This is a genomic window from Lysinibacillus sp. fkY74-1 (assembly GCF_053165895.1).
In genome coordinates, this window is record NZ_CP170173.1 from 4091164 (window position 1) to 4105753 (window position 14590).

A 14590-nucleotide genomic window follows, 5' to 3' on the forward strand; every position below is an offset into this window, starting at 1 on the left:
ACTAATTATATGTGAAAGTTTTTCGTCACTCTCACTGATATTACCGCGTTTTGTTTAAAATTACTATTTGACAGAAACGGTGAACTCCACTTTAAATATGTAAAATTTTCACACTTCCTGATTACGAATTAAATAAATAAGCGCTTGCAATTCTACCGATAAATCAATGGTTAAGAGCTGCATGCTATCTGGCACAGTCAATCGCTCGGGCGTAAAATTTAAAATTCCCTTTGCATTCATAGCCGCTAAGCGATCTGCCATTTTTTGTGCAGAGCGTGGTGATACTGTCAAAATTGCTAGCTCTGCCCCGTATTCTGCATACTTTTCTTCTAGCAAATCAGGATGAAAAACAGGAATGTTACTAATCATTTTGCCATCCTTCGGAGCTTTCGAATCAAATGCTACAACAATATGTGTGTTGTGGTTTTTTTGAAAATTATATTTTAATAATGCACTGCCTAAATTCCCCACGCCAATTAACGCTACTTTTGTTGTTTCATGCTGATCAAGCGTCTGGCTAAAAAACTGTAATAGATGCTGTACATCGTAGCCATAGCCTTTCTTTCCAAGTGCACCAAAATAAGAAAAGTCACGGCGAATGGTTGCAGAATCTATTTTCATCGCTTCACTCAGTTCCTTCGACGAAATACGTTCCATACCTTCTTGTGCAAAGTTTTGAATAAATCGATAGTAAAGAGGAAGTCTTTTTGTAGTGGCTTGTGGAATTTTTAATTCTTGTTTCAAACTTTCTCCTCCTTATGTTGAACCTCAATCAATTTTACTGTATTTAACTACTAATTTTAATACATTTATCCTTAACTATATACAACATTTTTGCAATCCACTAGCGTATTTCTCTTTAGTTAATGGCGCTATGTACGCAGCTAACTAAAAAGAAATCGTTTCAATCTTACATGACTGCTTGGAATAAGTAAAGCACCGACATTGCATGCAAATCGTTCATCCATTACACTAAGGTAGAATTGAGGTGTCAAGAATGATTGTTTTACAGGTCAATCAACTAACTAAATCCTTTCTTGCAGATGAAATTTTGAGTGGTGTGAAATTAGAAGTTCAACACCGTGATCGTGTTGCCTTAGTAGGGCGAAACGGTGCAGGTAAATCGACTTTATTAAAAATAATCGCTGGGCAAATGTCCTATGACTCAGGGGATATCATTATTCCAAAGGGCATCCAGGTTGGCTATTTAGAGCAACATGCCGGATTAAATTCTACGTTAACTATTTGGGATGAAATGATGACCATTTTCGAACCCCTTTTAGCCCAAGAACAAACGCTCCGCTCGCTCGAACAGCAAATGGCAGATTCTACTGTTTATGAAAATCCTACTTTGTATGCGAAAGTTATGTCAGAATATGATCAACTACAGCATACTTTTAAGGATGCTGGCGGCTATCAATATGAATCGGACATGCGATCAGTGCTTCATGGAATGCAATTCTATCCGGAAGACTACGATAAACCCATTAGCTCCCTATCTGGTGGCCAACGCACACGCTTAGCACTAGCTAAGCTCTTACTTAGTAAACCAGATCTTCTAATTCTCGATGAGCCTACGAACCATTTAGATATTGAAACATTATCTTGGTTAGAATCTTATTTAAAGAGCTATGAAGGCGCTATTTTAATTGTTTCCCATGACCGCTACTTCTTAGACCAAGTTGTTTCTATTGTCTACGAAGTATCACGCCATCGTGTCACAAAATATACAGGTAACTACAGTGCTTATTTAGATGTAAAAGCTAAAAACTATGAACGTGATGTCAAACTTTTTGAGCGTCAGCAAGATGAAAAGGCCAAGCTAGAAGATTTTATCCAAAAGAATATTGCACGTGCCTCTACAACAAAAATGGCACAAAGTCGACGAAAAATGCTTGAACGAACAGAATGGATGGAATCGCCAGATGGTGATGAAAAATCCGCTAGTTTTGGTTTTACGATTGAACGTCAAAGTGGTAATGATGTTTTATCCGTTGATGATTTAACAATCGGCTATGGCGATCAGCGTATATCTAGTGGTATTAAGCTACGTACTTTTCGCGAGGATCGAATTGCTCTTGTTGGACCAAACGGGGTTGGTAAATCGACATTATTAAAAACGATTGTAAAAGATTTAACGCCTCTTGCAGGTGATATCCGTTATGGTACGAATGTGCAAATTGGCTATTATGATCAAGAGCAAGCAAAGCTTTCGAGCAATAAAAGTGTCTTAAAAGAGCTATGGGATGAATGGCCGCTTATGAATGAAAAAGATATACGTACTGTATTGGGACGCTTCCTATTTAGTGGAGAAGATGTCGATAAAGTGGTCTCTTCTTTATCAGGTGGTGAAAAAGCACGCCTTGCACTTTCAAAATTAATGATGCAAAAGGCCAATTTTTTAATTCTCGACGAGCCTACCAACCATCTAGATTTAGATAGTAAGGAGGTTCTTGAAAATGCTTTGATCGATTATCCTGGAACGCTTCTATTTGTCTCTCATGACCGCTACTTCATTAATCGTATCGCTACCAAAGTGGTGGAGTTGTCTGGAACTGGGTCGTTCGAATATTTAGGGGACTATGATTATTATGTAGAGAAAAAACAGGAGCTGTTTGAGCTAGCACAAATGAAGAGTGCTTCCCAACCGCAACTACAGCAGGCTCTACCTGATAAGACCTCAACCTCCAAAATTGATAAAGAGGCAAAAAAACGTGAACGACAAATAAGACGTGCTATCGAAGAACTAGAAGGCAAGATGCAAGAAACGACGACTATCATTGATAGGCTAGAGGAAGCTCTTTGTGATCCTGCAATTTTTACAGATCATGAAAAAATTGCCCAACTGCAAGGCGAATTGGCTACTGCAAAGGAGAAGCATGAGCTTTTAGAATTAGAGTGGCTAGAGTTAAATGAAGAATTAGAACATATAAATATGTAATTTGATTTAAGCCGTGTGCATTGTCACATGGCTTTTTTCTTTACTCTCCTTCATTTTTCATATATATTGGTCAAGTGCTATTTTTCGACAAAAAATGCCCACAGTTTTATTCACACCATAAATCTAGTAATACCAACATATCAACAGAGTTTTCCACACTGTCCACAATTAAAAATTATTTTATCCACATCATCCCGTGTAAAACATGCTACTATATATTGAATAATCACAAGTTATGCACAAGTTATCAACAATTTGTGCATAAGTACGCGTGTTCGGTATTTAGTTCGCTCCATTACCTGTGGATAATTTTCTGAAAAATTTGTCAATTAAAGTGTACTATTTTACGAATCCCTTCATTACATTCATTTTTTATCAACAAATTTTCGACAAATAAAAAAAGAGATATCTTCCATAAGATACCTCCTTCCCTTACTACTACACCCAGGATTTTAACTCCATTCCTGGACGACCATTCATCGTTAAGTTTCCTCGGATACCCGCTTCATACATTGGCATGGCAACTGCTCCAATCATTGCCGCATTATCCGTACATAATTTGAGTGGTGGTACAAAAAACGGAATCCCTTCCTCAGTGAACACTGCCTCTAATGAAGCACGTAAGCCTTTATTGGCTGCTACACCGCCAGCTGCGATGACCTGCTTCACCTGATATTCGCGAGCAGCACGCAATGTTTTCGCTGTTAGTACTTCGACAACGCTTTCCTGGAAGCCCTTTGCAACGCCTGCTGGTGAAATGGCTTCGCCACGTTGATCCATATTGTGTTTATAATTGATGACCGCTGATTTTAAGCCACTAAAGCTAAAATCATAAGACCCCTCCTCTAACCATACTCTTGGAAAAGGTACAGCCTCTTCGCCCTCATGAGCGAGCTGATCAATGCGTGGGCCACCTGGATAAGGTAAATTTAAAACTCGTGCCACTTTATCATATGCCTCACCTGCTGCATCATCTCTTGTTTCACCAATAACCTCAAAGGAGCCATGTTCCTTCATATAAACAAGCTCCGTATGCCCACCTGATACAACAAGTGCCAATAAAGGAAACTCCATTGGTTGGACTAGAGCATTCGCATAAATATGACCTGCAATATGATGTACACCAATAATCGGTAAATTATTGGCAAAAGCAAACGCCTTAGCCGCATTTATGCCAATTAGCAGCGCACCGACTAAACCTGGACCCTCCGTAACGGCAACAGCATCCAAATCGGCTGGCTTTATATTCGCTTGTGCTAAAGCTTCCTCAATAACCACTGTAATTTGTTCAACATGATGACGTGAAGCGATTTCAGGAACAACTCCACCAAATCGTTTGTGGCTTTCTATTTGTGACGCAACAACATTCGAAACAATTTCATGACCATTTCGAATAATTGCTGCAGCTGTTTCATCACAGCTCGATTCTATTGCTAATATCAACCCATTATTCATTATAAATTCACCCACATGACAAGGGCATCCTCCCCGTTATCAGTATAATAGCCTTTCCGTATACCACCATCTTGGAAATGAAGCTTGCGATAGAGATTTTGTGCAACCGTATTTGTTACACGTACCTCAAGCGTCATAACCTCCATTCCATGTAAACGCGCTATATGCATCGCCTCACGCATCAATCCTTCGCCTATCCCTCTGCCACGAGCCTGCTCAATTACCGCTACATTTGTTATTTGAGCTGCATCTATGACCATCCACATTCCACAAAAACCAATAATACTACCATTTTCATCTAAAGCCAGCACATAATGCGCATACTGATTTTCATGCACTTCGTAGTAAAAGGAATCTAACGTCCATGGCACTGGAAATGAAGCCAATTCAATTTCATAAACTGCTGGCACATCGTCCGAAACCATTTTTCGATAAGTTACATTCCTAGTCATGTTCCTTCTCCTTCTGTTCTTTCAGCCAGTTTGCCTCAGCCTCGGCAATCCGTTTATATTGTGGAACGAAGTGATGGGTAGCTTCGACACTCGGTAACTCCATTTTCGTCGCTATATGAATGACTTCCGTCGCACGTGGCAAATCAATACTAAATGGTGCACGTACCGCATTATCACCAAGCATCTGCACAATATTCTCCCAAAATATATCAACATCTGTTCCTACAAATAGAATAGGTTGCTCTAATGCCTTTAAACGCACTAATACATCATCAATATGTGCATGATGATCCTCCACAAGTGCCTCTAAAGTTTCACCTTGATAAACTGCCGTATAGACATTGCGTCTTCTAGCATCAAAAATTGGACAAACCAACCCGTTATAAAGGGCAGCGTTGGCAGCCAATGCTTTTAAACTAGATACGCCCACTAAAGGTTTCTGTAATGTCCATGCTAATGTTTTTGCTAATGTCACCCCTATACGGACACCCGTATAAGAACCTGGTCCTTCAGATACTGCAATCGCATCCAAGTCATTCGGTTTTACATCTATGCGTGCTAGAATTTCTTCAATCGCTGGCATCGCACCTGCAGAATGCGTTAATTTTATATTTTGTACCATCTCGGCCACTATTTTGCCGTCCTTTATAACTGCAATGGAAAGTGGTGTATTTGCTGTTTCTATTCCTAACCAAATCATTTCATTAGCTCCTCACATAGTGCCTCATAGCGTTCTCCTCGAGGTATTAACACAAAGCGTCGTTCATTTTCTCCGATTCGGTAAATCTCTATCGCTAGGCGATCCTGTGGCAAATCCTGTTCTATTAAATGCGCCCATTCGACCACTGATACCGCATCTCCATAAAAAAGCTCGTCCCACCCAAGGTCTTCATCACTTTCTGCTAACCTATATACATCTAAATGATTAAACGGTAATCTTCCCTCATACTGCTTAATAATCGTAAATGTTGGACTGTTGACTGTTCGTTTGACCCCTAGCTCCTTCGCCAAGGCTTTCGTAAATGTCGTCTTCCCCGCACCTAGATCACCTTCTAATGTAATCGTATCCTGAGCTTCTAATTTATTTGCAAGTTTGCTGGCAAAACGTTCTGTATCATCAAGTGAATTCATGATTATTTCATACATATTCTTTTTCCTCTCATCACTACATTACCTCTAGTTTACCTAAACTAGCGAAAATGTTCAAAGCATCCAATACTCATTATACTTGCTTTGAAAATCCAAAAATATGTGAACAATTAAACGATTAGATTCAAGGAGCTATTATTATTCCATTTTTCATTGTCGCATCAGTATCCTCATGGGCATCCATTTAATGAATGTGATAAGAAGAAAAAGCCATCGAGAGTGAACCTTCTCAATGGCTTCTGCCTACAGTCAAATATGTCTTCTTTTACAACTATCGATTAGAATGGCCTTTTACAGCTACGATCTCTTTAGCAATTAATTTATCATCCTTAAATTTCACTATATAAGCCTGAGTCAACAAGGTTTCATCATTCCAACGATATTCATTATTTTTCACCTTTTTACCTGCACCACCTGCTGTCTCTACTACCTCAATATATGACATATCATTTTTTAATTTCTCAAATTCTACTTCGTTCATATTTTTTTGCCAGTGATACGTATTTGCTTCTTCAATCTCTATAATAGGATCTCCACAGCCTACCATCATTAACATGGAACCAATAAGCAAAGGTAAATAAAAATATTTTGAAAATAGATCTTTGCTCATGTAAACACCTCCGTAGTCAATCCAATTACCTCTAATTTTTACCCTTAGTTTTTATTTTAGAAACATAACTCATTTTACCTTATAAAATCATCATCATTTATCGGTAATTTTTACTATTTTTAGATAATGTTAAATATATGCAATTCGTTAGACTTACTGCAGTAATTCAACTAAATTCATTGAAATTGAGCGTTTTTTAAGCGAACGTAGTGGGGTTATTTAGGGCAATAGATGTTATTTCATTAAAATCAATGGGAGGTTGGTCATAAAGGCTTCACCAAATGTAAAGCTTTTAACCTCTATGTTTCCACCCTGTGCATTGGGTCTTCATAGAGTGTTACGTTTATACATACAACAAATGCTTGAAAAGATTTTATGATTAAAAAGCTAAGCAGAAAGAAAATCCTCCTTATATACAAAAAAGCCCTTATGACTGTAACAGTACATAAGAGCGATCATATCAAGTATAAATGGCGGTCCCGACCGGGATCGAACCGGCGATCTCCTGCGTGACAGGCAGGCATGTTAACCGCTACACCACGGGACCTCTTTAAGACATTTATAAATATATCATATAAAAAAATGATATGCAATATATATTTTCATATTTTTTCTTCTCTTATTTCCTTACAATTGGCATCAATCTTGCAAATAATTTAATAGTTTTAACACACTTTTTAGTAGGAGGTTGGTGCCATGGTTCGGTACATATTTACACGAATTGGATATATGATTATTACGCTTTTTATTATTATCCTACTGTCATTTTTATTAATGAAAGCTTTGCCAGGTTCACCATTTAATGATGAACGCCTTCCAGAGACACAAAAAGAGCTTCTTTACAAAAAATATGGATTAGACAAGCCCGTTCCTGTGCAATTCGGAATTTATTTAACGAATCTTGTACAGGGGGATTTAGGAGTTTCTTTTGTCTTTGATAACCGTCCAGTAACTAAGATTATTAAAGAACGTATTGGTGCATCGGCGATTTTGGGCTTTCAAGCCATAATAGTAGGCACAATTATTGGGCTTCTATTAGGCATTATCGCTGCTCTAAGACACAACACAATTATTGACTATAGTGCCACAATATTAGCTGTACTAGGTATATCCATTCCATCATTTGTCTTTGCAGGTTTTTTACAGTATTGGGTTGGCGTTAAATTGGGCTGGTTACCCATTGCCTTTTGGAATGGCTTTGAATATTCCATTTTACCAACAATTGCATTAGCAGTTGGAGTAGTTGCAACAATTGCTCGTTTTACGCGCATGGAAATGCTTGAAGTCCTTAGTCAAGAATATATCTTAACCTCAAAAGCTAAAGGATTATCAAAGCCAATTATCATTACAAAGCATGGTATTCGAAATGCCATGATCCCAATCGTGACTATTATTGGTCCTTTAACCGTTAACACTATTACTGGTTCACTTGTCATTGAAAAGATATTCAGTATTCCAGGTTTAGGTGAGCAATTTGTTAATTCAATTATAACGAATGATTATCAGCTCATTATGGGAACGACTATTTTTTATGCGGTGTTATTTGTAACCGTCGTTTTAATTATCGATATTTTATACGGATTGATTGACCCCCGAATTCGTGTGACAGGAGGCGATAATACATGACTAGTAAACTGACAGATAGTACAACTAAAAGCCATCCAAAGGAATTATTTGAATATGCACCGGAAACTGATATTACGGATGATTTCACCTATCGTCCTGAGCAATCATTTTGGCAGGATGCCTGGCGGGGTTTGCGAAAAAATAAAGCAGCTATTATTGGGCTATGTACTATTATTGTTGTTCTATTACTTGCCATTTTCGGCCCTTTTATGAATAGCCATGGCTATGATGAACAAAATATCGCACGCACTAATTTACCGCCAAAAATCCCTATCCTTGAGAATATTTCCTTCTTAGGCTTGAATGGCGTCGATAGCCGAGGCATAGACCAATATGAAGCGAAAGGTATTGGGGAATATTTTTGGTTCGGTACAGATGAATTAGGGCGAGATCTTTGGACACGTATCTGGGAAGGAACAAGAATTTCTCTTTATATTGCTTTTTTAGCAGCAACCATTGATCTAATTATAGGCGTTGCTTATGGGGCTGTTTCAGCATTTTATGGTGGTCGAGCAGATAATATTATGCAACGTATTATTGAAGTGTTGGTCGGTATACCTGGATTAATTGTGAACATACTGCTGATTCTTATTTTAAAGCCTGGAATTATTTCGATTACGATTGCAATGGTAATTGTGGGTTGGATTAGTATGGCTCGAATTGTTCGAGCACAAATATTGAAGCTAAAATCTTATGAATATGTGCTTGCTTCACGAACACTTGGTGCTAGTAACCAACGTCTCATATGGAAGCATTTAATTCCCAATACGCTTGGGCCAATTATTGTTGCGACTACATTTACAATACCAGGTGCTATTTTCACGGAAGCCCTATTAAGCTTCATTGGCCTAGGGCTACAGCCTCCAACTGCTTCTTTGGGGACAATTGTCAACGATTCATATAAATTATTAAGAATTTATCCACATGGCATGATTATTTCATCTATTGTCATTAGCTTAATTATGATTAGCTTTAATTTACTCGGTGATGGACTGCGTGATGCATTCGATCCCAAAACTCGTAAATAGGAAGGTGCTCTAAATGAAGAAAATATTAGAAGTAAAAAATTTAAGTGTTTCCTTCAACACGTACAATGGTGAGGTACAAGCCGTACGCAATATTTCATTTGATTTATTTGAGGGCGAAATCTTAGCTATTGTTGGCGAGTCTGGCTCAGGAAAATCAGTGACTTCGAAAAGCCTTCTTCGTCTCAATCCAACTGAGTCAACAATGGTGAAAAGCGGCCATATTTTTTATAACGGACATGATATTTTATCTTCCAGTGAGCAGGAAATTCGAGCAATACGCGGAGCTGAAATAGCTATGATTTTTCAAGATCCAATGACCGCTTTAAACCCTACGATGACAATTGGTCACCAAATCGCAGAAAGTATAAAAAAACATACGACGTTACGTGGCAAACAAATAACAAACCGTGTTATAGAACTATTGCAACTCGTTGGTATTAAAGAAGCTGATAAACGATATAAACAGTATCCACACCAATTTTCTGGAGGAATGCGCCAACGAATCGTCATTGCTATGGCCCTTGCTTGTGAACCACGTATTATTATTGCTGATGAGCCTACCACAGCACTAGATGTTTCGATCCAAGCACAAATTTTAGAATTATTAAAAAATATACAACAAAACATGAATTTATCCATTATCTTTATTACCCACGATTTAGGTGTTGTCGCCAAAATGGCTAATCGTGTGGCCGTGATGTATGCTGGAAAAATCATTGAGATTGGCTTAGTTGATGAAATTTTTTATCATTGTCAACATCCTTATACACAAGGACTGCTGGCAGCCATGCCTAATCCTGATATGGGTACAAATTCATTGTATGCTATTCCTGGGACACCACCAAACCTACTTCATCCTCCTACTGGTGATGCCTTTGCAGCTCGTAATAAACATGCACTAAAAATTGACTTTATAGAGGAGCCACCTATGTTCCAGGTCAGCGACACCCATTTCGCAGCAACTTGGTTATTGCATAAACACGCACCTAAAATAGTACCGGTTCATCAGCACCTTGCTCAAGTACAGCAAGAGAAGCGTAATGCATCAGCTATTTTAGATAAAGAACATCCATATCTATCATTAAAAGAGGTCAAGCAGCATTTCTCTTTAGGGAAAAACTCAGTTAATAAAGCTGTAGATGGCATTACTTTCGATATTTATAAAGGGGAAATTTTTGGCCTCGTAGGAGAATCAGGTTGTGGTAAATCTACAACTGGACGTTCCATTATTGGGCTCCATTCGATTACGAGCGGGGAAATTCTTGTTGATGGTCGTAATATCAATGACAATCAAACAAAAAAAGACAAGCTTACCTTCAATAGCAAGGTGCAAATGATTTTTCAAGATCCCTATTCTTCTCTTAATCCGCGTATGAAAATAATGGATATTATAGCAGAAGGATTGGCCATCCATGAAGTGCCTAAAAGTGAATGGAAGCCTAAAATATATGAGTTATTAAACATAGTGGGCTTAACAAAAGAGTATGCAAACCGTTATCCTCATGAACTTAGTGGTGGGCAGCGTCAGCGTATTGGTATTGCACGCGCCCTTGCTGTAGAGCCTGAGCTCATCATTGCAGACGAGCCTATTTCTGCATTGGACGTTTCCATTCAGGCACAAATAGTGAATCTGCTGAAACAGTTACAAAAGGAACGCGGATTGACCTATCTTTTTATTGCACACGACTTATCAATGGTGAAATATATTAGTGATCGTATTGGTGTGATGTATCAAGGAAAAATCGTTGAGTTAGCGAACAGTCAAGAACTCTATGATTATCCAGTACACCCTTATACGAAGTCATTATTATCAGCCATTCCATTACCAGATCCTAAGCTAGAGCGAGACCGCAAACGCATTATTTTTAATGAAGTTACCTATCAAGCTAATCGAAATACTGAAAGTGAAAGCTTTGTTGAGATACGCCCTGGTCACTTTGTTATGCTGACAGAAGAGGAGCTTATCCACTATCGTTCTGCCCAAGAAGGAGGTATATTACTTTGAAAAAAAAGACCTTCCTCTTACTTGCTAGCTGTATGATCATAGTTTCCCTTAGCTTTATTTTGTTCCTCCATCAACCAATCACTTTTTTAACATTGATTAACAATATTTTTCTTGTATCACTTACCTCTACAATTATAGGTGCTTCATTGGTTGTTGTGCAAGGTGGGCTTTTTAATGGTATCACCTATAGCTTCAAACGTTTTTTTGCACGTGTTACTAAAAATGGTGTCTATGCCTTTGAATTAGATGGTGATTTAGAATTTGTTCATGCTCCCTCCTGCAACTTTACTTATCCGCTTTTATTAGCAGGTATAATTGGCTGCTCTACGACAGCGATTTTATCTATAGTTTTCTATCTATAAATAAAAAATGCTGTCCTCTGAAAGAAGAGGACAGCATTTTTTATTTTACAATTTCTACCCATTTATAGCTTATGTCAGCTGAGAATGGATGCTCATATAAATTTTTTACATATGGTTTTGTCAAACGGCTTAACCCCTTTTGGAAGGTTGGGGCAAATGCTACATCTTCCATCATTAATTTTTCGGCTTGCTGCATAAGTTCCCAACGCTCTGTAACATCAGAGGTAGTTTTCGCTTGTTTAATGAATGCATCCACTTTTTCATTTTTGTAGTTTGATTGATTATAATAAGCAGTTGACTCAAATAATTCAATGTAAGTCATAGGATCTTGATAGTCAGGACCCCAACCACCATAATCTAAATCAAAATCAACAGCCCCCTCTAATGCAAGCTTTTGCTTATTCGGCTGCATATTAATTGTTAGCTCTAAGCCCTCTAAATTCGTCTCCAGTTGATTTTTAATAAATTCAGCTGCTTTCTTAGACTCTGCACGGTCATATGTTAAAAACTCCAGCTTTACTTGGTCTACACCAAGTTCCTTTAATCCAGTAGCCCACGCTTCCTTTGCTAGCTCGATATCTGTTTTATTCATATCGCCGTTGCCATCACGGAAATCATTCCCCTTGTCATCTGTTGATAATCCCTGTGGTACTAAATAGTAAGCAGGGATGGAACCATCCTGCAATATCACATCAGCGAAGCCTTGTTTGTCCCATGCCATATCAATGGCTTTACGAATGTTTAGATTAGATAAATATTTATTCTCATGATTCATACGAATAAAATACGTATTTGGCTTTAAAAACGTAGAATACTCTGGACTATCTTTATATTGAGCCACATACTCACTAGATAACTCGGCAGTATCTATTTCACCAGCCTCATAGAGATTGACAGCCGTTGCTGTATCTTTAACAATTTTTTGCGTAATTTTAGTAAGCTTTACAGTGTCCTTATCCCAATAACTTTCATTTTTAACGAATGTCCATCCTTGACCATGTTGCCAAGATTCCATCATGAAAGGCCCATTATAGATCATATTATCCGCTTCTAGCGCATATTGATCACCTTGGGACTCTGTAAATTCTTTATTTAATGGGAAAAACGGGGCATACGTCGTTAAGCTAATAAAGTATGGGATGGGCGCATTTAGCTGCACTTCTAATGTATCATCATTTAAAGCTTTAATACCAATTTCCTCCACCTTCCCATAAAGGGGATCCTCTTCTGTTTGCACATTGGCAGCATTTTTTATATCTAACATTAAGTATGAATAAATTGCTTGAGTTTCGGGATTTATTGCTCTTTTCCACGCATACTCAAAATCATATGCCGTCACTGGAGACCCATTACTCCAAACAGCATCTTTCCGTATTTTAAATGTATATACTGTACCATCTTCCGAAACTTCATGTGACTCCGCCATTCCTGGGATGGGTGTATTTTCAGGACCTATACGATATAATCCCTCAAATACAGAGTTCATTGCTGTTACAGCAAGTGCATCTACACTCCCCAAAGAGCTCATCGTCGTTAAATCTCCTGTTGCCACTAAATGAAGCTCCTGTGTAGCAATATTGTCGTCCCCATCAGCAGTTGCATTGTCTGATTCATTACTTTTAGCAGTATTTCCAGAAGTTGGTTTTCCGTAGCACCCTACCAATATAACGAGCATTAATCCTAACAATACGAAGAGCCATTTTGTTTTTTTAGCCATCCTCAAAACCCCTTTATGTTTATTGCACGAAAGAAATCGCACTATAAAAATCTATGCAATTTCCATGCCGATTCTAATTTTTTAAAAATTGGCACGGATTTTGCATTATAATTTCATGAAAGAAGGGAGAATAACAACATGTCAAAATTAGAACAATTAAGAAATGCTCTACAAGCACAAGGTACGAGCGCAATTATTATTACAAATGCACAAAACCGACGTTATTTAACAGGATTTACAGGAAGTGCAGGAACGGTTATAGTGACTAACACACGTGCACTTTTATTGGTGGACTTCCGCTATACTCAGCAAGCAACTGAGCAAAGTAAAACATTTGAGGTTCATGAGATAGATCGCAATCGTTTATATGAAATGATTCAAGAAATTTTAGATCAGGAATCTATTCAATCTGTTGGCTTTGAACAGCATCACGTAACTTACTACACTTATCAATTAATGGCTAATAAATTAACAGCAACTTTAAAGCCTTTATCTACTATTGTGGAAAATTTGCGTATGATTAAGACACCAGAGGAAATTGAAATCATTAAGAAAGCAGCTTGGATTTCAGATGAGGCATTTAAGCATATTCTGACATTCATTAAACCGGGTTTATCAGAAATTGAAATTGCCAATGAATTGGAATCTCATATGCGTAAGAACGGGGCAACTGGTGCAGCATTTGATATGATTGTTGCTTCAGGCCACCGCTCTGCTCTACCGCATGGTGTGGCATCTTCAAAAGTTATTGAGCAAGGTGACATGCTAACACTTGATTTTGGCGCTTATTATCAAGGCTATCGTTCTGACATGACAAGAACTATTGCAGTCGGCGAGCCTCCTGAACAATTAAAGGAGATTTATCAAATTGTTTACGACTCCTTACAACATGCTCTTTCTAATATGAAGGCTGGTATTACGGGGCAAAATGCAGATAGCTATACACGAGACTACATTACAGCTAAAGGCTACGGGGACAATTATGGACACGGAGCAGGTCATGGCATTGGCCTAGATATTCACGAGGATATATTTATGTCGACAGTTTGTGAAGACGTTTTAGAGGAGAATATGGTACTTACCGTGGAGCCTGGCATTTACCTCCCACAAGTTGGAGGTGTTCGAATAGAAGATGATGTCATCATTACAAAAGATGGTGTTGAAGTAATCACACATTCACCAAAAGAACTCATTATCTTATAATTTATTTACACTTTAACTATAAGATGTTTACTTTTTTTACAC

13 protein-coding genes and 1 tRNA gene are annotated in these 14590 nt (G+C 38.1%); 6 read left to right on the top strand and 8 right to left on the bottom strand.

Translation table 11 applies throughout. From position 1 onward, the window contains the following. Positions 1 to 108 precede the first annotated feature (108 nt). Entirely contained in the window at positions 109 to 744 is a 636-nt protein-coding gene (locus ACE1MS_RS20210; protein ID WP_012291935.1) for a redox-sensing transcriptional repressor Rex, read from the bottom strand. Between the two features lie 253 nt (positions 745 to 997). Between ACE1MS_RS20210 and abc-f the strand changes: the two genes are divergently transcribed. Beyond that, entirely contained in the window at positions 998 to 2941 is a 1944-nt protein-coding gene (gene abc-f, locus ACE1MS_RS20215; RefSeq protein ID WP_036160378.1) for a ribosomal protection-like ABC-F family protein, read from the top strand. Positions 2942 to 3379: 438 nt separating this feature from the next. Here the strand turns inward: abc-f and tsaD are convergent, their stop codons facing one another. The 6 genes from tsaD to ACE1MS_RS20245 form a co-directional block, all read right to left on the bottom strand. Beyond that, positions 3380 to 4396 (bottom strand): tRNA (adenosine(37)-N6)-threonylcarbamoyltransferase complex transferase subunit TsaD, encoded by a 1017-nt coding sequence (gene tsaD, locus ACE1MS_RS20220; RefSeq protein ID WP_012291933.1) that lies wholly within the window; start codon positions 4394 to 4396, stop codon positions 3380 to 3382. Then, positions 4396 to 4848 carry a ribosomal protein S18-alanine N-acetyltransferase gene (gene rimI, locus ACE1MS_RS20225; protein WP_036160375.1) on the bottom strand — a complete coding sequence of 151 codons (453 nt, stop codon included), beginning with the start codon at positions 4846 to 4848 and terminating at the stop codon, positions 4396 to 4398. Before rimI ends, tsaD begins: the two co-directional genes overlap by 1 nt. Beyond that, entirely contained in the window at positions 4841 to 5548 is a 708-nt protein-coding gene (gene tsaB, locus ACE1MS_RS20230) for a tRNA (adenosine(37)-N6)-threonylcarbamoyltransferase complex dimerization subunit type 1 TsaB (protein WP_036215858.1), read from the bottom strand. The genes rimI and tsaB overlap by 8 nt, the downstream gene beginning before the upstream one ends. Continuing rightward, positions 5545 to 5994, bottom strand: coding sequence for a tRNA (adenosine(37)-N6)-threonylcarbamoyltransferase complex ATPase subunit type 1 TsaE (gene tsaE, locus ACE1MS_RS20235; protein WP_012291930.1), 450 nt, complete (start codon positions 5992 to 5994; stop codon positions 5545 to 5547). The genes tsaB and tsaE overlap by 4 nt, the downstream gene beginning before the upstream one ends. A 274-nt stretch (positions 5995 to 6268) precedes the next feature. Continuing rightward, a complete protein-coding gene (locus ACE1MS_RS20240) occupies positions 6269 to 6607 on the bottom strand; it encodes a hypothetical protein (protein WP_426390006.1) in 339 nt (112 codons plus the stop codon). A gap of 471 nt (positions 6608 to 7078) precedes the next feature. Further along, positions 7079 to 7154, bottom strand: a tRNA-Asp gene (locus ACE1MS_RS20245). Between the two features lie 149 nt (positions 7155 to 7303). Here ACE1MS_RS20245 and opp3b point away from each other — a divergent pair. From opp3b to ACE1MS_RS20265, 4 genes are read left to right on the top strand one after another with little or no spacing between them, the layout of a single operon-like run. Further along, a complete protein-coding gene (gene opp3b / locus ACE1MS_RS20250; protein ID WP_036163920.1) occupies positions 7304 to 8233 on the top strand; it encodes an oligopeptide ABC transporter permease in 930 nt (309 codons plus the stop codon). Beyond that, positions 8230 to 9261 (top strand): oligopeptide ABC transporter permease, encoded by a 1032-nt coding sequence (gene opp3C, locus ACE1MS_RS20255; RefSeq protein ID WP_012291927.1) that lies wholly within the window; start codon positions 8230 to 8232, stop codon positions 9259 to 9261. The genes opp3b and opp3C overlap by 4 nt, the downstream gene beginning before the upstream one ends. A 13-nt stretch (positions 9262 to 9274) precedes the next feature. Continuing rightward, the gene (locus ACE1MS_RS20260) at positions 9275 to 11266 is read left to right on the top strand and encodes an ABC transporter ATP-binding protein (protein ID WP_325882191.1); all 1992 of its coding nucleotides are present in this window, start codon (positions 9275 to 9277) and stop codon (positions 11264 to 11266) included. Continuing rightward, a complete protein-coding gene (locus ACE1MS_RS20265; RefSeq protein ID WP_230591226.1) occupies positions 11263 to 11628 on the top strand; it encodes a DUF3899 domain-containing protein in 366 nt (121 codons plus the stop codon). The genes ACE1MS_RS20260 and ACE1MS_RS20265 overlap by 4 nt, the downstream gene beginning before the upstream one ends. A 40-nt stretch (positions 11629 to 11668) precedes the next feature. Here the strand turns inward: ACE1MS_RS20265 and ACE1MS_RS20270 are convergent, their stop codons facing one another. Next, positions 11669 to 13345, bottom strand: a complete 1677-nt coding sequence (locus ACE1MS_RS20270) for a peptide ABC transporter substrate-binding protein (protein ID WP_012291923.1) — start codon at positions 13343 to 13345, stop codon at positions 11669 to 11671. A 138-nt stretch (positions 13346 to 13483) separates the two neighbouring features. Here ACE1MS_RS20270 and ACE1MS_RS20275 point away from each other — a divergent pair, with 138 nt between their 5' ends. After that, on the top strand, positions 13484 to 14548 hold the full coding sequence (locus ACE1MS_RS20275; RefSeq protein ID WP_012291922.1) for a M24 family metallopeptidase: 1065 nt from the start codon (positions 13484 to 13486) through the stop codon (positions 14546 to 14548). The last annotated feature ends 42 nt before the right edge of the window (positions 14549 to 14590 follow it).

What these genes read in the sequence shown, in the direction of transcription:
- abc-f (WP_036160378.1), top strand. Translation starts at nt 998, where the DNA reads ATGATTGTTTTACAGGTCAATCAACTAACTAAATCCTTTCTTGCAGAT.
- tsaD (WP_012291933.1), bottom strand. Translation starts at nt 4,396, where the DNA reads ATGAATAATGGGTTGATATTAGCAATAGAATCGAGCTGTGATGAAACA.
- rimI (WP_036160375.1), bottom strand. Translation starts at nt 4,848, where the DNA reads ATGACTAGGAATGTAACTTATCGAAAAATGGTTTCGGACGATGTGCCA.
- tsaB (WP_036215858.1), bottom strand. Translation starts at nt 5,548, where the DNA reads ATGATTTGGTTAGGAATAGAAACAGCAAATACACCACTTTCCATTGCA.
- tsaE (WP_012291930.1), bottom strand. Translation starts at nt 5,994, where the DNA reads ATGTATGAAATAATCATGAATTCACTTGATGATACAGAACGTTTTGCC.
- ACE1MS_RS20240 (WP_426390006.1), bottom strand. Translation starts at nt 6,607, where the DNA reads ATGAGCAAAGATCTATTTTCAAAATATTTTTATTTACCTTTGCTTATT.
- opp3b (WP_036163920.1), top strand. Translation starts at nt 7,304, where the DNA reads ATGGTTCGGTACATATTTACACGAATTGGATATATGATTATTACGCTT.
- opp3C (WP_012291927.1), top strand. Translation starts at nt 8,230, where the DNA reads ATGACTAGTAAACTGACAGATAGTACAACTAAAAGCCATCCAAAGGAA.
- ACE1MS_RS20260 (WP_325882191.1), top strand. Translation starts at nt 9,275, where the DNA reads ATGAAGAAAATATTAGAAGTAAAAAATTTAAGTGTTTCCTTCAACACG.
- ACE1MS_RS20270 (WP_012291923.1), bottom strand. Translation starts at nt 13,345, where the DNA reads ATGGCTAAAAAAACAAAATGGCTCTTCGTATTGTTAGGATTAATGCTC.
- ACE1MS_RS20275 (WP_012291922.1), top strand. Translation starts at nt 13,484, where the DNA reads ATGTCAAAATTAGAACAATTAAGAAATGCTCTACAAGCACAAGGTACG.